Origin of the sequence: Aquibacillus halophilus (assembly GCF_009649745.1) — a bacterium.
Classification (GTDB): Bacteria; Bacillota; Bacilli; order Bacillales; family Amphibacillaceae; genus Aquibacillus; species Aquibacillus halophilus.
Genome location: NZ_WJNG01000009.1, coordinates 15,535 through 34,033 on the forward strand (window position 1 = coordinate 15,535; position 18,499 = coordinate 34,033).

The 18,499-nt window shown below is 36.0% G+C and carries 20 protein-coding genes and 1 other annotated feature; of the genes, 14 read left to right on the top strand and 6 right to left on the bottom strand.

The features are described from left to right. Positions 1-93 precede the first annotated feature (93 nt). Positions 94-333: a DUF2249 domain-containing protein gene (locus GH741_RS11835; protein WP_153737003.1), complete on the top strand. Its 240-nt coding sequence runs from the start codon at positions 94-96 to the stop codon at positions 331-333. Between the two features lie 134 nt (positions 334-467). Continuing rightward, complete coding sequence (locus tag GH741_RS11840) at positions 468-1,598, top strand: TIGR04053 family radical SAM/SPASM domain-containing protein (protein WP_153737004.1); 1,131 nt, start codon at positions 468-470, stop codon at positions 1,596-1,598. Positions 1,599-1,768: 170 nt separating this feature from the next. Here GH741_RS11840 and GH741_RS11845 read toward each other — a convergent pair whose 3' ends face one another. Next, positions 1,769-2,470 carry a Crp/Fnr family transcriptional regulator gene (locus tag GH741_RS11845; protein ID WP_153737005.1) on the bottom strand — a complete coding sequence of 234 codons (702 nt, stop codon included), beginning with the start codon at positions 2,468-2,470 and terminating at the stop codon, positions 1,769-1,771. A 70-nt stretch (positions 2,471-2,540) separates the two neighbouring features. Then, positions 2,541-3,362 (bottom strand): undecaprenyl-diphosphate phosphatase, encoded by an 822-nt coding sequence (locus GH741_RS11850; protein WP_153737006.1) that lies wholly within the window; start codon positions 3,360-3,362, stop codon positions 2,541-2,543. Between the two features lie 104 nt (positions 3,363-3,466). Between GH741_RS11850 and GH741_RS11855 the strand changes: the two genes are divergently transcribed. Next, entirely contained in the window at positions 3,467-3,793 is a 327-nt protein-coding gene (locus GH741_RS11855) for a hypothetical protein (RefSeq protein ID WP_153737007.1), read from the top strand. Positions 3,794-3,887: 94 nt separating this feature from the next. Here GH741_RS11855 and GH741_RS11860 read toward each other — a convergent pair whose 3' ends face one another. Next, a complete protein-coding gene (locus GH741_RS11860) occupies positions 3,888-4,064 on the bottom strand; it encodes a DUF2929 family protein (RefSeq protein WP_338079395.1) in 177 nt (58 codons plus the stop codon). Between the two features lie 266 nt (positions 4,065-4,330). On the opposite strand from GH741_RS11860, the gene GH741_RS11865 reads away from it, so the two are divergent. Together GH741_RS11865 and GH741_RS11870 are read left to right on the top strand one after the other, a co-directional pair. Beyond that, complete coding sequence (locus tag GH741_RS11865) at positions 4,331-4,969, top strand: hypothetical protein (RefSeq protein ID WP_153737009.1); 639 nt, start codon at positions 4,331-4,333, stop codon at positions 4,967-4,969. Positions 4,970-5,071: 102 nt separating this feature from the next. Further along, positions 5,072-6,040 (top strand): BMP family ABC transporter substrate-binding protein, encoded by a 969-nt coding sequence (locus tag GH741_RS11870; RefSeq protein WP_240795483.1) that lies wholly within the window; start codon positions 5,072-5,074, stop codon positions 6,038-6,040. 41 nt (positions 6,041-6,081) lie between these two features. On the opposite strand, the gene GH741_RS11875 is transcribed toward GH741_RS11870, so the two are convergent. Next, positions 6,082-6,393, bottom strand: coding sequence for a hypothetical protein (locus tag GH741_RS11875; RefSeq protein ID WP_153737010.1), 312 nt, complete (start codon positions 6,391-6,393; stop codon positions 6,082-6,084). 170 nt (positions 6,394-6,563) lie between these two features. Here GH741_RS11875 and GH741_RS11880 point away from each other — a divergent pair, with 170 nt between their 5' ends. The 4 genes from GH741_RS11880 (at position 6,564) to GH741_RS11890 (ending at position 10,170) form a co-directional block, all read left to right on the top strand. Next, entirely contained in the window at positions 6,564-7,499 is a 936-nt protein-coding gene (locus GH741_RS11880; RefSeq protein WP_153737011.1) for a beta-ketoacyl-ACP synthase III, read from the top strand. Positions 7,500-7,570: 71 nt separating this feature from the next. After that, the gene (gene fabF, locus GH741_RS11885) at positions 7,571-8,815 is read left to right on the top strand and encodes a beta-ketoacyl-ACP synthase II (protein WP_338079396.1); all 1,245 of its coding nucleotides are present in this window, start codon (positions 7,571-7,573) and stop codon (positions 8,813-8,815) included. A 159-nt stretch (positions 8,816-8,974) separates the two neighbouring features. Next, the gene (locus GH741_RS22510) at positions 8,975-9,196 is read left to right on the top strand and encodes a YuzI family membrane protein (RefSeq protein ID WP_476693045.1); all 222 of its coding nucleotides are present in this window, start codon (positions 8,975-8,977) and stop codon (positions 9,194-9,196) included. Positions 9,197-9,402: 206 nt separating this feature from the next. Next, complete coding sequence (locus tag GH741_RS11890) at positions 9,403-10,170, top strand: YjbA family protein (RefSeq protein ID WP_153737013.1); 768 nt, start codon at positions 9,403-9,405, stop codon at positions 10,168-10,170. A gap of 75 nt (positions 10,171-10,245) precedes the next feature. Here the strand turns inward: GH741_RS11890 and trpS are convergent, their stop codons facing one another. Both trpS and GH741_RS11900 read right to left on the bottom strand, forming a co-directional pair. After that, a complete protein-coding gene (gene trpS, locus GH741_RS11895) occupies positions 10,246-11,241 on the bottom strand; it encodes a tryptophan--tRNA ligase (protein WP_153737014.1) in 996 nt (331 codons plus the stop codon). Positions 11,242-11,328: 87 nt separating this feature from the next. Then, positions 11,329-11,625 (bottom strand) — a binding site (T-box leader). A 48-nt stretch (positions 11,626-11,673) separates the two neighbouring features. Beyond that, positions 11,674-11,982, bottom strand: coding sequence for a DUF3899 domain-containing protein (locus GH741_RS11900; protein ID WP_170287622.1), 309 nt, complete (start codon positions 11,980-11,982; stop codon positions 11,674-11,676). A 398-nt stretch (positions 11,983-12,380) separates the two neighbouring features. On the opposite strand from GH741_RS11900, the gene GH741_RS11905 reads away from it, so the two are divergent. The 5 genes from GH741_RS11905 (at position 12,381) to GH741_RS11925 (ending at position 18,328) form a co-directional block, all read left to right on the top strand. After that, a complete protein-coding gene (locus tag GH741_RS11905; protein ID WP_153737016.1) occupies positions 12,381-14,090 on the top strand; it encodes a peptide ABC transporter substrate-binding protein in 1,710 nt (569 codons plus the stop codon). A 160-nt stretch (positions 14,091-14,250) separates the two neighbouring features. After that, positions 14,251-15,180 carry an oligopeptide ABC transporter permease gene (gene opp3b / locus GH741_RS11910; RefSeq protein WP_153737017.1) on the top strand — a complete coding sequence of 310 codons (930 nt, stop codon included), beginning with the start codon at positions 14,251-14,253 and terminating at the stop codon, positions 15,178-15,180. Continuing rightward, complete coding sequence (gene opp3C, locus GH741_RS11915) at positions 15,180-16,328, top strand: oligopeptide ABC transporter permease (protein ID WP_153737018.1); 1,149 nt, start codon at positions 15,180-15,182, stop codon at positions 16,326-16,328. The genes opp3b and opp3C overlap by 1 nt, the downstream gene beginning before the upstream one ends. 15 nt (positions 16,329-16,343) lie before the next feature. Next, entirely contained in the window at positions 16,344-17,399 is a 1,056-nt protein-coding gene (locus tag GH741_RS11920) for an ABC transporter ATP-binding protein (RefSeq protein WP_153737019.1), read from the top strand. Further along, a complete protein-coding gene (locus GH741_RS11925; protein ID WP_153737020.1) occupies positions 17,396-18,328 on the top strand; it encodes an ABC transporter ATP-binding protein in 933 nt (310 codons plus the stop codon). Before GH741_RS11920 ends, GH741_RS11925 begins: the two co-directional genes overlap by 4 nt. Positions 18,329-18,499: the final 171 nt, after the last annotated feature.

Below are 18,499 nucleotides of genomic sequence, written 5' to 3' on the forward strand. Positions count from 1 at the left end.
ATAAATATCATATTATCCTATTGATTTAACTCACAAAACTATCTTAGAAAATCATCTATGCTAGAACAAATAAAAGTATTAGGAGGTATAGTGATGAGTGAAGCACAATTCACTGTTAAGGTAAACGCCCCAGATATAGAACCTAGGTTTCGTCACCCAAGAATTTTTGAAATCTTTGATGGGTTAAATGTAGGAGAGTTTATGGAATTAAAGAATGATCATGATCCCACACCACTCTTTTATCAGTTCATGATCGAAAGAGATGGTTTGTTTGAGTGGGAATTCTTAGAAAAGGGTCCACTAGTTTGGCGCGCATCGATACTTAAGAAATAGAATGATAAAGGCTTTTGCTTGTGTGATAGCAAAAGCCTTTAAAAAATGGTGTGAAATATGTCACATCAAAAAAACGATAACTCATTTAGAATGGATAACATCATATAGTAACTATTATCATTGGAGGGATACTTATGCAACAAAGGGACTACAACAAAGATCCTTTTATTGTTATATGGGAACTAACTCGAGCATGCGAATTAAAATGCTTGCACTGCAGAGCTGATGCACAATATCTTCGGGATCCTAGAGAATTAAATTTTGAAGAAGGAAAGAAGTTAATCGATCAAATACATGATATGAACAACCCAATGTTGGTCTTCACTGGCGGTGATCCATTAATGAGACCCGATGTGTTTGATATAGCTGAATATGCTGTGAAAAAAGGTGTACGAGTTTCAATGACACCATCAGCAACACCTAATGTAACGAAGGAGGCGATGAATAAAGCCAAAGAAGTTGGTTTATCACGCTGGGCGTTTAGCTTGGATGGTCACTGCGCAGAAGTTCATGATCATTTTCGAGGTACAAGTGGTTCATTTGATTTAACGATGAACGCGATTAAACATTTGCATGAATTAGGAATGCCACTTCAGATTAACACAGTTATCTCTCGGTATAATGTTGATTACCTAGACGAAATGGCTGCAATGATTGAAGAATTGGGTTGTGTACTGTGGAGTGTGTTTTTCCTAGTTCCAATTGGTAGAGGACAAGAGAAAGATATGATCACTCCTGTCGAACACGAGCGAGTATTTAGATGGTTATATCAGCTTTCGACTCGAGTTCCTTTTGACATTAAAACTACTGCAGCACAGCATTATCGAAGAGTAGTAATTCAAAATAAAATGCGAGAAAATAAAGGTAAGGATGAAAAATTATCTATTCACTATGAAGATGCTTTAATGAAAGGTGCAACAGGAAGTATTGATGGATTAGGACGTGCACCAAAAGGAGTAAATGACGGTAATGGATTCATCTTCGTCTCACATATAGGAGATGTTTATCCGAGTGGGCTACTTCCAATTAAAGTAGGTAATGTAAGAGAACAATCATTAAAAGAAATATACCGTGAGTCTGATGTTCTAAGGAACTTGAGGGATCCAGATAAATACAAAGGGAAATGTGGTGTCTGTGAATTTCGTCATGTTTGCGGTGGTTCAAGGTCGAGGGCCTATGCGATGACAGGTGATTACATGGAAAGTGAGCCTTTCTGCGTTTATACCCCTAAAGCAATGAGAAAGAAAAAGTCTAAAGCAACATGAATTATGTTAATCAGATGGAGCCTAGGCAATCATTATGTACCGAATTGGACTGAGAATAATCGGCCGATTTTGTTAGGCTCCAAATTATACTATGACTAATAAAAATGTTGACGATTATAATAAGAACTCTAATCAAATGAAATGGAACATGAATTCTAACTAAGTAGGAGTTAGTCTATACTGCAGAGTACGATTGGACAGTTTTCACAATTTATTTCATTTTTTAAGTGTTGCAAATCCTGAATAAAGATTTTGCTCTTTTCCATCGATATTATGTCACTTCGTACTAAATCATTTAGAAGCCGATTTACACTTTCTCTAGAGGTTCCGCAGAAGTTGGCAAGCTCCTGATTTGTTAGAACGATATCAATCAATATTCCGTTTTGTTTTTTTAATCCATAGCTATTGCTTAACCGAATTAATGTTGAGTACAGGGCACCCTTTTTACCATGAAGAACTAGGTCGCGAAATTTAGTCTGATCCCGACGGAAGCTTTCTCCCATATATTTCATGTACTCCATAGCTAATTCGTTGTTTTCCATAAGACGTTTTTCTAGTTGACTTTTTTTAATAACAGCTAATTCACTATCTTCAAGTACTTTGGCATTAAGCAAATATTTGATATTGTCCGTGTACAAAGCAAGTTCACCAACAATATCCCCTTTCGAACAAATGCGAAGTGTTAACTCTCTACCGTCAGGAGAAATTTTTCCAATTTGAATTCTACCTGATAGGATCACGTATAACTCAGAAGCATCTTCGCCTTGTTGGAATAGAAAACTATTTTTTTTAACCTTTATCGTATGATCAATATTAGTTAATAGTTCACTCAATTCCTTAGATATTCCACGATTTTTCATGAAGTTTTCCATCTATTGAAGCCTCCTTCTTAAAGTGAAACTACTAGTCTGACCTCAAATTTATCTTTCTTAGAGCTTGAATTTATAATAGTAAAAATGCTAGAAAACCTACAACAAAGCAATAGAAAGCAAAATATTTCAGATTACCTTTTGCCATAATATTCATAAACCATTTTAGAGAAAAATAAGTAGCAATAATGGCAGCAAGAAACGCTAATGAATAAGGAACCCACATTGTTGCTAAATGTTCGTCGGCGATTAATTCTTCGATTGATAGAAGCAAAGTTCCAAGGCTTACCGGAATATATAAAAGGAAAGAGAATCGTAAGGCTGTTTCCTGCTTCATGCCTAATAGCATCGCTGCTACAATAGTAGCACCTGAACGACTAATCCCAGGAATTAAGGCAACAGCCTGTGCCATACCAACAATTATTGCATCCTTTATTGTTAGCTCTCCATCACTTTTTCTTCCCTTCAGATTTCGAATTATCCATAGTGCTAGACCAGTTATTATTAGTGTAATTCCAACCATTTTTGGAGCGGAAAATGTAGATGAAATTTGATCCTCAAATAAAATGCCTATAATACCGGCGGGTACAGTACCGACAATCAAATAGAAAATAAAATTGAAATCTGACTTTCCTTCTGGATTTTTCTTTGTGATATAGGATAAACCATTTTGAATTAAGTGTAATATGTCATTGCGGTAAATAAGTAGTACAGCGATTAATGAACCAAAATTGACTAAAATTTCAAAGTTTAGACCGGATAGATCTAATTGAAATAAGTTTCTTACTATAACGAGGTGACCACTTGATGATATTGGTATTGGTTCAGTGAATCCCTGAAAAAGACCAAGCAGAGTGTATTTTAAAAGTATCCATAGTTCTGAAATAAAATCCATTTGTTTCCTCCTAGTACATTTATTAATGTTGGTTATTTACTACACTCCTGTCACAATATCACAAAAAAATGAATAGGCTATTAGTGAAAAGGAGGAGGTTATATATGAATCGACCACATAATACACATCATATGTATGATTTATGCAAAAAACATATGCATTCCTATGTTCTTGCTGAAACTGTTGATGGTAATAAAGTCGACGGTATTATTACAGGGGTAGATGAAGAATACGTATATATGGCTGTGCCAAATCATGTCCAGCGCTCAGATGAACGTTTCGCTCCAGGATTTGGTTATGGCTTTCCGGGTTACGGATATCCAGGATATGGTTATGGATACCCAGGTTATGTCCCTCCAGCAGGACGGTTTAGACGTTTAGTTCTCCCGTTAACTGCATTGACAGCATTATCCTTACTACCTTGGTATTAAATGATATCTATCCTAACTTAAAAAGAGCTTCGTTAATAAAAGTAAACCCTTGCCATTCCTTATTGGCAAGGGTTTACTCCTAATAAGTATATCCTTATTCTGTATCTTCTCTTAAAATTCCGTCACCAATGATGATAACTGCAGCAGAAAATATTACAGCTAGCACGAAGATTGGAAGAAGCGTTAAGGCTTCACCAGCCATACTAGTCAATACATAAGAAATCAAGGAGCTAATTACTATAGCCCAAAAAATAGTCCAAAAATAGCGCACAATATTCACCTCATTTTTCCACATTCTTATTATAGTTTACCAAAAGTTTGCAAGAAAATAAATAAAAATTGATATAACCTTATATAGTAAATTTTTATGACGTAATAATTATAGATAGTACCTACCATTTCGTGGTATGAATTTAGGAATGTGATAAGTATTCTAAAGACAATAAAATTACTATACCAATACTACTTGATGGTTGATTAAGATGAATTTTAGTTGCAGATAGATAGTAGAAGGAAATAGAAAGGAGGATTAAAATTATGTATGTAGTATCTAATTGTTTTAATTGGATTGGTTTTCATTTTCTTCAAAAGATACTAAATAACAGCGAGGAAGTAGTCGGATTAGATCAAATATCTACAGATAAGGAAGAGAACCTCTACTTATCGGTGGGCAGAAACAGTCTGTTTACTCATGTGACAAGCAAAAGAGATTTGAAGAAAGAAATAAACTCAAAGCAGGTTGATGTCGTTTTTGACTTAATGGATAGCGATGAACTTCTAGCTGATGAAGAATTTCACGCTGATAATTGGGTTCAATTTAAGAACGAAATAGCTAAGGATAATACTAATAATTTGATTCATGTTGAACTACCTCTCTTATATGGAGAATGGATGCCAAGAGATAACAATGGGATCTTTCATACAAGAAACTATATTAAATTTGATTCGGAAACATTTGAGAATGAAGCGATATATATTGATGATTTTGTAGATGCGATGTGGCAAATTTTATCTTCGAGAAAAAAGCCAGAAAAAATTAAATTTAAATCTCTGAGAAAAGAAGGAAGGGATGAGAAAGATCCGGCTCAGGTCCTATATATTAGAGAAAAAGAAAGGATGGAAACTAGGCTATTAAATTTGAACAACCACTTTGAACAATTCTCAAAATTTTATTAATTTAACAAAGATGTAACCCAAAATACATTTACGCGCTTCTAGATAGAAGGTAGAATAGTTATAGACAAGTCACGTCACGTATCTGAATAGGAGTGCGTATTTTTGGGAAAACGATTTAGTTACATTAATGCTATCATTTTATTTTTTTTCTTATTCTCACTAACAGGCTGTGATTCTTACTTTAAACAGGGAAATATCCAAAAAGTTGGTATGCTTGTAGAGAATACCATACATGATCAAGCCTGGGGTACCTCTGGATACAATGGGTTATTGTCAATAAAGGAAGAATTTGATGTAGATGTATATTTTAAAGAGGAAATCCAAACACAGCAAGAGGTCAATCAATCAGTAGAAGAGTTTGCTAACAAAGGAGTTAATTTAATTTTTGGACACAGTAGTTTATACGGTAAGATGTTTGAAAATATTAGCTCAGCTTATCCTGACATTCACTTTGTTTATTTCAATGGTGGCTATCAAGACAGCAATCTAACCAGTCTAAATTTCAATTCTCATGCAATGGGTTTTTTTGGGGGTATGGTGGCAGGTAAAATGACAACGACGAATCAGGTAGGGATTATTGCTGCTTATGAATGGCAACCGGAGATAGAAGGTTTCTATGAAGGGGTTAGTTATCAAAACCCAGATGCAAACGTCCAAATGAATTTCGTTAACAATTGGGATGATGAGGAAAGGGCTCTTCAACTATTTGAACAAATGAACGAAAAAAATGTGGATGTCTATTATCCAGCAGGTGATTCATTTAGTGTTTCGATAATAAATAAAATCGAAGAATTAGATAAGTATGCAATAGGGTTTGTTTCTGACCAATCTAATTTAAATGAGCAAAAGGTGCTGACAAGTACTGTTCAACATGTGGACAAACTATATTTAAATGCAGCTGAGAAGTTTAATGACGGTGAATTAACTGGTGGCGTCTTCACCTATGACTTTCAGGATGAAGTCATTTCACTCGGGAAATTTAGTCCAGATCTACCTAATGATTTCGTTAAAGAGTTAGAAAATGAAGTAGATGCGTATATAGAAACGGGTTTGCTGCCTAACGAGCGTTAAAAAAAAGGACTAGAATCAATCCATTCTAGTCCTTTTTAATGCTATTTTTTAAATTTTTTAACCATATTGGATACTCCTTTTACATATGGCGACAGCTGATTATAGGTTTCCATCATTGTTTGCGCAGTGTTCATGATATCAAAAGATTCTTCCTTACTATTCTCCGTAGTCTGTTTGGATTCCGTTGATGGGGGTCTATTTGAGCGTTGCCCAAACATCATTGAGTCAAAAAAATTCCCTTGTTGTGGAATTGGTCTGTTTATCGAATTCGTATTAGTTGGTTGTTGATTGCTTTTATCCTGATCAGCAGATTGCTGGTGATTCCCTTCCTCCACTTTGTTTTCTTCAACCATAGTTAACACCTCCTTGTTATTTAGTTTATTTAGTGTAATAAAAAAAGATAAGGCTATTGTCTTGGTGTTTAAAAACTTTAAGTCAGATACTTGATTATAATTTACATATACATTAAAATTAGTACCAAGTCTTAGTATTTGATTACAAGCCTTTGAGAGGATGAAAATACATGAGTGTTGGAATTATCGGAACAGGTCATTATGTCCCAGAGAAAGTGGTAACGAACTTTGATCTAGAAAAAATTGTTGATACAAATGATGAATGGATAAGAACAAGGACTGGAATAGAGGAAAGAAGAATAGCTGAGGATACGATGGATACTTCGGATATGGCATATCTAGCCTCGGTTAATGCATTAGAAGATGCTGGAATCAAAGCGGAGGATTTAGACTTGATTCTGGTTGCAACCGTGACACCTGATACCCCTTTTCCATCAGTTTCTTGCATGATTCAAGATAGGCTTGGTGCTAAAAAAGCGGCCGCAATGGATTTAAGTGCTGCGTGTTCTGGGTATATGTATGGTATGGTAACTGCTAAACAGTTTATTGAGACCGGAGTCTATAAGAATGTTCTCGTTGTCGGAGTTGAAAAGTTATCTAAAATAACTGATTGGTCTGACCGAAACACTTGCGTTCTTTTTGGTGATGGTGCAGGAGCATCAATCCTTGGACCGGTAAGCGAAGGGAAAGGCATACTTTCATTTGAGTTAGGCGCTGACGGAAGCGGAGGTAAACACCTCTTTCAGGACATGGATTACTTAAGCATGAATGGCCGAGAGGTGTTTAAATTTGCAGTAAGACAAATGCCTGAATCATCGGTGAATGTAGTTGAAAAAGCAGGGTACAAAAAAGAAGATGTCGATTATTTAATTCCACACCAAGCGAATATAAGAATTATGGAAGCGGCCAGAGAAAGATTGGGAATTTCAGAAGACAAAATGGCGACTTCCGTTAAAAAATATGGTAATACCTCTGCAGCTTCGATTGCAATTGCGTTATCAGAAGACGTTAAAAACGGTAAAATAAAAGAAAATGATCTACTGGTTCTTGTTGGATTTGGTGGAGGACTTACGTGGGGAGCAATTGCTCTGCGATGGGGGAAATAAGGTTTAAGAAATAATGAATTCTTTAACGTATCAAATGAAAATTGGATTTAATACAGAAGGAGGAAAATCCTGTGGAAAGTAGAAGAGTAGTTATAACTGGATTAGGAGCAGTAACTCCTGTTGGAAATACTGTAGACCTTTTTTGGAATAATCTAGTTAATGGTAAATCAGGTATTGATTATATGACTAGAGTAAATAAGGACGATTTTCCTGCGAAGGTTTCAGCTGAAATTAAAGACTGGGATCCGACTATATATATGGAAAAGAAAGATGCCAAGCGAATGGATCTGTTTACTCAGTATGCTGTAGCAGCTGCTCATATGGCTGTGGAAGATGCAAATTTAGAAATAACCGATGAAATTGCCCCTAGAGTTGGAGTATGGATTGGTTCAGGAATTGGTGGTATGACCACATTTGAGGAGCAGTTCAAAAAATTCAATGAGAAAGGCTATCGCCGTGTAAGTCCATTCTTTGTTCCGATGTTGATTCCGGACATGGCTGCAGGCCAAGTTTCGATTCAATTAGGTGCTAAAGGGATAAATTCTTGTACAGTTACCGCATGTGCGTCAGGTGCTAACTCAATAGGTGATGCTTTTAAAGTCATCCAACGTGGAGATGCTGATGTAATGATTACTGGCGGGGCAGAAGCACCAATTACAAATATGTCAGTTGCAGGCTTCTCAACTGCCAAAGCACTATCTTTTAATGATGATCCTACAAAAGCTAGCCGACCATTTGATAAAAATCGTGATGGATTTATAATGGGAGAGGGCTCAGGGATTCTTATCCTGGAGACGTTAGAATCCGCTCAAAAGCGCGGTGCTAAAATTTATGCGGAGCTTGTGGGGTATGGATCAGCAGGAGATGCTTACCATATTACTTCTCCTGCTCCTGAAGGTGAAGGTGCTTCACGTGCTATGAATCAAGCAATTAATGATGCTGGAATTGAAGTGAACGCAATTGACTACATCAATGCACATGGTACAAGTACCGAATTAAATGATTCTTTTGAAACCCAAGCTATTAAACAAGTATTTGGTGAACACGCATATAAATTGAGTGTGTCATCAACAAAATCTATGACTGGTCATTTACTTGGAGCGGCTGGTGCAGTGGAAGCGATAGCTTGTATAAAATCAATTGAAGATGGAATTATGCCTCCGACGATTAATTATGATACACCTGATCCAATTTGTGATCTTGATTATGTACCAAACAAAGCGAAAAAAAAGGACGTTATCTACACATTAAGTAACTCCTTAGGGTTTGGTGGACATAACGCAGCACTAGTTTTTAAGAAATACCAAGAAGTATAATCTAATTAAATAAAGTATAAAGCCTTGCCTGAATAATTTTAGGTCAAGGCTTTTTTTTATCCTTATAAAAACTCTAACTAGTATTGTAATGAATATATTTAATAGACATGTTCGAGTGGTTTCTATCATATATCTATAGTAAAAGAATGGACAGGCTGGGTGGTAGAGTTGGGATATATTTTATTATTTTTAATAGGCTTCGGGTTAACAGTGTCGGGTGGTGTTACTATAATTACATATTTAAATTTTATACCCGCTGGTTTATCATGGGTTGATTTCTTTTTATTTATCCAGGGTCGGATTGAATGTTACTTTTTCCCAATAGGAATTATCCTTATTTCCATAGCTATTCCTAAATTACCTCAAATACTTGTTAAATAATAGGATTGAAAGAATAAATTTTCCTTTATTGGTCATAATATATCTTAAAAAGAAGGTCAAAAAAATATCGAGAATCTTCTATAGCATTGTCTATGAGACATTGTGAAAATTAGTATTAATAAAAATTGCTACTTTAACATTCTCGTAAGATTTTGTACCTTTTTTTATTCGAAAATGATTCAATAGATAAAGCGAGGGTTCAGCATATGTTATATTTGCACGATGTATGGGTGAATTGGTTTGAGGGAGAAGAAAATGGTTACAATGTTTGTGATTTCCATGAATGGCGAAAAGAGGATGGGATTGAATTATTGGATCAAGTACCTATTCTGTACATAAGTGAGTTGCTTTATCATTATATAGAGAATGATCTTCAAGATTTACCAAAGCCCTTGTTGGATAGCATATATAAACGTGCTTATTTACGGAAAAATCAAGAACGTATTTCATTAGAGTATGCATGTATCGTGACAAATGGAAAATCTATTATTGTTATCGACACAATGGGATACACGCTTCCAGTTCGGAAAAGCAGGTTGATTCCAAGACAAGAGCGGCTTGTCTATGAAATGATTGAAGGGACCAAACAACAGGAAATTTCATTTACACAAGGGCACCAAGATAAGGAATATCATATCCTTTCTTTACCACCTACTTCGATGTTAGGACTTACTAGAAAAGAAAGACAGCTTAAGCAATTATTAATGATGGCAATGGACCAATTAGAAGGTACTAAAAACCATGAACAGGTAAGGTACTGGTTAACAGAATGGGACCCCAGTCAATATCCTGCGATACGAAAAATGAATTTTGAAGAAGCATGGGAAACTTTATATCAAGGTGTAATGACGGGATGGAGCAAACCACACGAGGAGCTGTGTGAGAAAATGATAAAGGGTCAGCCCTTCTTCGAAAAAATGTGGGAGCTAGAGCAGGATCATGAACAATATAATACATTCAAAAGAATTCTCTAACAAAAAATGACCAAGAAGCAAATTCTCCTGCTTTTTGGTCATTTTTTAGTTGATATTTAGTTTTTAAAGACAAAACTATTTTTTCTTCTTAACTCTTCCAAGTCCCATTGCTTTTTTAGCTTTTACTAGCATTTTTGTTGCAGCAAAGTTAGCTTTTTCCGCTCCTTTGTCTAAAATATCATCTAGTTCTTGCGATTCAACTAATTGATAATACCGATCCTGTATTGGTTTAAGAGTTTTAATAACAGCGTCGGCGGTGTCTTGTTTGAATTCACCATATCCTTTTCCATCATATCTTTCTACAAGTTGTTTAATTGATTGCCCTGTGCAGATCGCGTGAATTGTTAGCAAATTACTTATTCCCGGTTTATTTTCTTTATCAAATGTGACAATACCCTCAGAATCTGTAACAGCACTTTTTATTTTCTTTTCTATTTTTTTCTCATCATCTAACATAAATATAGAAGCTTTTACATTTACATCAGATTTACTCATTTTTTTAGTTGGTTCTTGAAGAGACATTATTCTTGCCCCTACTTCTGGGATGCTTACTTCTGGAATTGTAAAGATGTCATTAAACTTATTATTAAAACGCTGAGCTAAATTACGAGTTAGCTCCAAATGTTGCTTCTGATCATCACCTACCGGTACAATATCGGTACTGTATAAAAGAATATCAGCTGCCATCAAAGGTGGGTATGTTAGCAAAGAGGAAGAAACTGCTTCCTTCCCGTTTGTCTTATCTTTAAATTGAGTCATTCGCTCTAGTTCACCGATATAGCTAATCGATTGCATCATCCATCCCAATTGTGTATGTGCTGAAACCTCAGATTGAATAAACAACGTTGATTTGTCAGAGTCAATTCCAGAAGCTAGGTATAGCGCTGCAAGCGAGCGTATATTTTCTCTTAGTTTTAATCGATCTTGTGGTACAGTAATTGCATGTTCATCTACGATACAGAAATAGCAATTGTTTTCATCCTGTAGATCAACAAAGTGTTTCATCGCCCCTAAATAATTTCCGATTGTTAATGTACCGCTTGGTTGAATTCCTGAAAAAATTGTTTTCATTTTTACACCTCTTGATTATATTTTATTGCTAAACTGATGCTAGTCACTTATATTAGCGCACAAAAAAAGCCCATTCCAATCCCTGAAAAAAGGGACGAATGAACCGCGGTGCCACCCTTATTATCTCTAATAGCTAGAGATCACTTTGTACCAAACTGGTATCAGTTAACGCCTGAATACGGTGTTTTCATACAAACTTAGGCTAATCGTTTTTTTGAAAGGCCATAAGTAGGTATCTATCATCAGGAAAAATACTAATGAAGATAGTTTGATAAAACACAGCTCCAAAGATCCAATTCCATTATTCCTTGGTATCTGTTCTCACCACCCACAGACTCTCTTAAAACCAATTGGAAAATGTACTATCCTTATCATCGCTTTAATTTAACTTGTTGATTTGGATTATATATAAAAAAAATGGGCTTTGCAAGATTACATGTAGTAAAAAAATAATAAACTAATCATTACTAGTGTTAATACGAGCCCCTGAAAAAGAATTAGTGCTAGAAAACTAGTAGATATCCTATCAGAGGGGTTGGGCTTATCTGCCCACTCATCCAATAAATCTTTATTAGTTATCCGTCCACCAAATCTTCTAAAACCATACACAACTCCATCGAAAAAACGTCCTTTTATTATGTATGATAATAACCAAACCACTAAATAGGAGAAACTAATGTAGAAAATAACATTAATATAATGATGAAGATTCAGATCAGGTGCAGAAAATAGAAAGATCATCAAACTTAGAAATATATTTATTAACAAAAATAACCATCTATTCTTAATAACCTTTAACAAACACATAACCTACCTTTGAATAATATAGAAATTATTATAGCACAATAATAGGAAGATATAATAGGAGAAGGAGGTAGACTGACAGTCATAGGTATTTTATAACTTGTGATATATTTCCGTACAATTTATGTGAGGTAATATGACAGATAACCGTTTAATTTCACAATATTAGATAGGTAAATAGACCTATCTTGTGGGTGGAAAACTAGATTTAATGCGATTTCCAAAATTTTATAGAAAAAAAGTAATGCAAAATTGTGAGAAAACTTGTATAATTCATTTTGTGGATGTTTTCATCTGCAACAATATTCAGAAAAATAAGGGGAGGTCATTATTACATGAGAAAGGCAAATTGGCTTTTAATCGTACTAGCTCTAATGCTAAGTGCAGTTCTAGTTGCTTGTTCTGGTAATGATACAACAGAAGAAGAGGATACAGGAACAGATACAACAGACACAGAAACAGAAACACCTGAAGAGGAGCCTGCTGAAGAAGAAGCTCCGGAACAAGTACTTAATATTTTAGAAGGATCTCAGATTCCAACAATGGATTCTTCACATGCAACTGACGCTGTTGCTTTCCAATTCTTAGGTGAATCAATGGAAGGTCTATATCGTCTAGATGAAAATGCTCAACCAACTCCTGGTATCGCAGCAGGCGAACCAGAAATAAGTGAAGATGGTCTTACTTGGACTATTCAATTACGTGAAGATGCAGTATGGTCTAACGGTGACCCTGTAACAGCTCACGATTTCGTATTTGCTTGGAGACGTGCAGTTAATCCTGACACAGGTTCTGAGTATGGTCCATTCATGATGAATGGAGTAATTGCAAATGCACAAGAAGTTAACGAAGGTGAAGTAGCAGTTGAAGAACTTGGAGTAGAAGCTACAAGTGATACTGAATTAGTAATTACTTTGGCTAAGCCAGTTCCTTATTTCTACGGACTTTTAACTTTCGGTACATTCTTACCACTTAATGAAGCTTTCGTAACAGAACAAGGTGCTGATTATGCTTTAAGTTCAGATAACCTTATATATAATGGACCATTCTTATTACAAGACTGGAATCCAACAGGTGACAATCCAGATCAGTGGTCTCTAGTTAAAAACCCTGATTACTGGGATGCAGAAACTGTAACTCTAGAACAAATTAATGTTAGTGTTGTTAAAGAAACAAGCACTGCTGTTAACTTATATGAAACTGGTGATACTGACCGTGCTGGTCTAAGTGCTGAGTACGTTGAACAATATGCTGGTACTGAAGATTTCCGTACAATGCCAGAAGCTGTTCTTTTCTACCTGAAAATGAATCAGTCTAACGAAGCTCTTGCAAACCAAGATATCCGTAAAGCAATCGCGATGTCTATTGGTAAACAAGATCTAGTTGATGTTATTCTTGCTAACGGATCTGTAGTTTCTACTGGTGCAGTACCACAAAACTTTAGTGCACACCCAGAAACTGGCGAAGACTTCCGTGAATTAAATGGAGATTTAATCGTTGAAAATAAAGAAACCGCTAAAGAACATTGGGCTGCAGGTCTTGAAGCTTTAGGAACTGACACAGTTGAACTTAGATACCTAGGTGGAGACAGTGAAGTTGCACAAGAAATGGATGCCTACATTAAAAACCAATTAGAAGGTAATCTAGAAGGATTAACAGTTACTATTTCTTCTGTACCTTTTGAAGAGCGTATTGCTAGAGATGAAGCAAGTGATTATGATATTCAAAACTCTGGTTGGGGTCCTGACTATCTAGATCCAAACACATGGTTAGAAATGTGGACTACTTCAAGTCCATACATGACTATGAACTATAATAATGAAGAGTTTAACTCTTTAATCGAGCAAGCTAACAATGAGTTGTTAACACAACCAGTTGAGCGCTTTGAAACTTTCCTAGAGGCTGAGAAAGTAATGATGGAAGATGCTGCTATCGCTCCATTATACCAACGTTCTCGTGCATACCTGTGGAGACCAGGTGTTGAAGGCGTTGTATTCAACCCGATGGGTGCAGACTTTAACTACAAATGGGCTCATATTGAATAATTGACAACATTGGATTAACCAAGGGATTGCTCTTGGGAAGAGAGTGTACTGCCGTCTCATGGCATATACTCTCTTTTTCCATTTAAGCGTAATTTTTGAATAGTTTGAAGATTTATAAGACGGCTAAAAAATACACAAACACGAATAGGAGGGTAAAGGGATGGCAAGATATATTTTACAACGTCTTGGCTATATGATTCTCACATTATTTTTGATAGCTACATTTTCGTTTTTCCTCATGAAAATGCTTCCAGGTTCTCCACTCTCATCTGAGCAGAAGGTAACTGAAGCGCAAAGAGAAATCATCCTAGAAAAGTACGGCTTAAATGATCCTGTACCAGTCCAATATGCTAGATATATGGGCAATTTGTTACAAGGGGATTTAGGTGTTTCTTTCCAACTTAAGAATCAACCAGTTACAGATATTCTGTTAAGTCGAATTCCGATTTCCGCACAACTAGGTTTATATGCTTTATTAATAGGAACTGTATTAGGGATGTTATTAGGCTTAATTGCTGCAATAAAGAACAACTCGTGGGTTGATTATTCTGCTAATATTGTCTCAGTTATTGGTATTTCAATCCCATCATTTATCTTTGCAGGTTTGATGCAATATTATGTAGGGGTGAAGCTAGGTCTGTTACCAATTGCGTTTTGGGGTACCTGGCAACAAGCTGTTATGCCAACCATTGCATTAGCAATATTCCCAATGGCAATTGGTGCAAGATTTATGAGAACTGAAATGATTGAAGTGTTAGGATCAGACTTCATTGTTACTGCAAGGGCAAAAGGTTTGAATAATACTGGAATACTATTTAAACATGGACTTCGTAATGCACTAATCCCTTTAGTAACAGTAATGGGGCCGATGGCAGTAAGCTTAATGACTGGTACACTGGTTATTGAACAAATATTTTCTATACCTGGAATAGGGGAACAATTTGTGTCATCTGTAATGACTGATGACTTCGCGATTATTATGGGAACAACCCTATTTTTCGCCTTTTTCTTCGTTCTGATCATACTGATTGTCGATTTGCTATATGGTATTATTGACCCGCGGATTCGACTGGCTGGAGGTAAAGATTAATGGATAAAGAAAAGCTAAATAAAGATCTATTTGTTCCTGCAAAAAAAGGAAAAGATACAAGTGAAGATATTCGAAGACCTAGTCTTTCTTACTGGCAGGATGCATGGATCCGATTAAGGAAAAATGCTGGCGCCATATTCGGGATTGTTACGCTTATATTAATTGGAGTTCTATCCCTTGCTGGTCCACATTTTAATCAATACGGATTAGATGATCAGGACTTAGGGCATTCGAGAATGCCGCCTCGTGTACAAGGCTTAGAAGAGATTTCGTGGCTAGGTTTAAATGGGAATAAATCTGAAATATTTGAAGCTGCAACTGTAGAAGAAGCCAAAGAAAGAGCACTTTCAAGATGGACACAAACAGATTATGAGTACGTTACGTTTGATGTTATAAGTGAAGGTAATGGTACTGAAAATTCAGCAAGAGTTGAAGGAAATTTTGATGTTTATGCTGAAAAAGACATGAATGACATTTATTATTGGTTCGGTACCGACACATTAGGTCGTGATTTATTTACTCGTGTGTGGATTGGTACACAAATTTCATTACTAATTGCATTAGTTGCTGCTGCAATTGACATGGTTGTCGGTGTTGCCTATGGTGGTATCTCAGCCTATTATGGTGGACGAGTAGATAATATCATGCAACGTATTATAGAAATCCTAGTAGGTATTCCGAATCTGGTTGTTGTAATTTTAATGATAATGATTTTAGAACCGGGTATTCTGTCGATTATTATTGCATTAACTATAACAGGTTGGACCGGCATGGCACGTATTGTCCGTGGTCAAGTTCTAAAATTGAAAAATCAGGAATTTGTATTAGCATCACGCACGCTTGGTTCATCCAATTCTCGAATTTTGACGAAACATCTTATTCCTAACACATTAGGGATGATTATTATAAATACTATGTTTACAATTCCATCAGCTATATTCTTTGAAGCATTCTTAAGCTTTATCGGTTTAGGACTTCAAGCACCTGATGCATCACTAGGGACATTAATTAATGACGGATTTAAATCACTACAAATAAATCCGCACATTATGATTTTTCCTGCAATCGTTATTTCTTTAATCATGATTGGATTTAATATTTTAGCCGATGGTCTTCGAGATGCTTTAGATCCGAAGATGCGTGAATAGGAGGTAGGTGACAAGATGGATAATATATTGGAAGTAAAGGATTTGCACGTTTCCTTTGATACGTATGGAGGAGAAGTAAAGGCTGTTCGAGGTGTTTCCTTTGATCTTAAAAAAGGAGAAACACTTGCCATTGTTGGAGAATCTGGTTCTGGTAAATCAGTAACAACAAGAGCTATTGCACGTCTAATACCTTCACCTCCTGGACGAATCAAAGAAGGAGAAATACTTTTAGATGGAAAAGATTTAGCAAAATTAAAAGAGAAACAAATGCAACAAATTCGTGGTAAGGAAATATCAACAATTTTCCAGGACCCAATGACTTCACTAAATCCAACTATGAAAATTGGAGCACAGATCATGGAAGGTCTTATTAAACACCAAAAAATGAGTCGTTCTAAAGCAAAAGAACGTACGATAGAACTACTAGATTTAGTAGGACTTCCAAATGCAAAAGATAGAGTGGATCAATATCCACACCAGTTTTCAGGTGGACAACGCCAACGTGTTGTTATTGCTATAGCGTTAGCTTGTAACCCCAAAGTCTTAATTGCCGATGAGCCAACAACAGCATTAGATGTAACCATTCAAGCTCAAATCCTTGAACTTATGAAGGATATCCAAAAGAAAACAGATAGCTCAATTATATTTATTACACACGATTTAGGAGTTGTAGCCAACGTAGCAGATCGTGTAGCTGTAATGTACGCTGGGAAAATTGTTGAGATTGGAACAGTAGATGAAATCTTCTATAACCCTAAGCACCCATATACTTGGGGGCTTTTAGGATCGATGCCTACACTTGATAATGATGAAGAAAGCTTAGTTGCTATCCCTGGATCACCACCGGATATGTTAAATCCACCAAAAGGTGATGCTTTTGCTCCAAGAAATGAATATGCACTTGAAATTGATAATGAGATGGAGCCTCCTATGTTTAAGGTTTCTGATACTCATTATGCGGCTACATGGCTATTACATGAAAATGCACCGAAAATGGAGCCACCTGCAGCCGTTAAAAGACGGATGAAGGGTTTTGCTGCTTCATCGGATAAGAAAGGTGATAAGCGATGAGCCAAGAAAAATTATTAGAAGTTACTAATCTAAAACAACATTTTAAAACTGGCAGACATAGTGTCGTTAAAGCAGTAGATGGCATCACCTTTGATATTTATCAAGGAGAGACCTTTGGCCTAGTAGGTGAGTCTGGTTGTGGGAAATCAACAACTGGGCGCAGTATCATCCGCTTATACAATGCTACAGACGGTGATGTTAAATTTAAAGGTGAGGATGTACACGGAAAAAAATCTAAAGCAGAGCTTAAAAAGTTTAACCAAAAAATGCAAATGATTTTCCAAGATCCGTATGCATCGTTGAATCCGAGAATGACAGTGCTAGATATTATTGCAGAAGGCCTTGATGTACATGGTCTAACATCAAATAACGCTGAACGCAAGGCACGAGTGGAAGATCTATTAGAAAGAGTAGGACTAAATAAAGAGCACGCGAATCGTTATCCTCATGAATTTAGTGGTGGACAGCGCCAAAGAATTGGTATTGCTCGTGCATTAGCAGTTGATCCCGAGTTTATTATCGCTGATGAGCCAATTTCAGCACTTGATGTTTCTATTCAAGCTCAGGTAGTCAACCTCTTAAAAGATCTACAAAGAGAACACGGGTACACGTACCTGTTTATCGCGCATGACCTTTCCATGGTTAAATATATTAGTGATCGCATAGGCGTAATGTATTTTGGCAAAATGGTAGAGTTAGCGGATAGTGATGAATTATACAAAAATCCAGTTCATCCTTATACGAAATCTCTTTTATCAGCAATTCCATTACCGGACCCTGATTATGAGAGAAACCGTGTACGTACATCTTATGACCCAGCTCAACATGATTCTAGTGAAGAACCTGAATTTAGAGAAATCAGGCCAAAACATTGGGTGCTGTGTACAACTAAAGAATTTGAAGCATATAAATTAGAACTGAACGATTAATAGTGCATTTTCTAAGATAAATACCTAATAAACCCTCGCCTATCCAGGAGAGGGTTTATTCTAGTGCTAAGAAAATTGTCAATAGATATTAACCAAATAAATACATAAAAAGTTTATAAATTATATTACTATTCAGGGACAAACTCTTATATAATAGAGAGAAATAAAGAT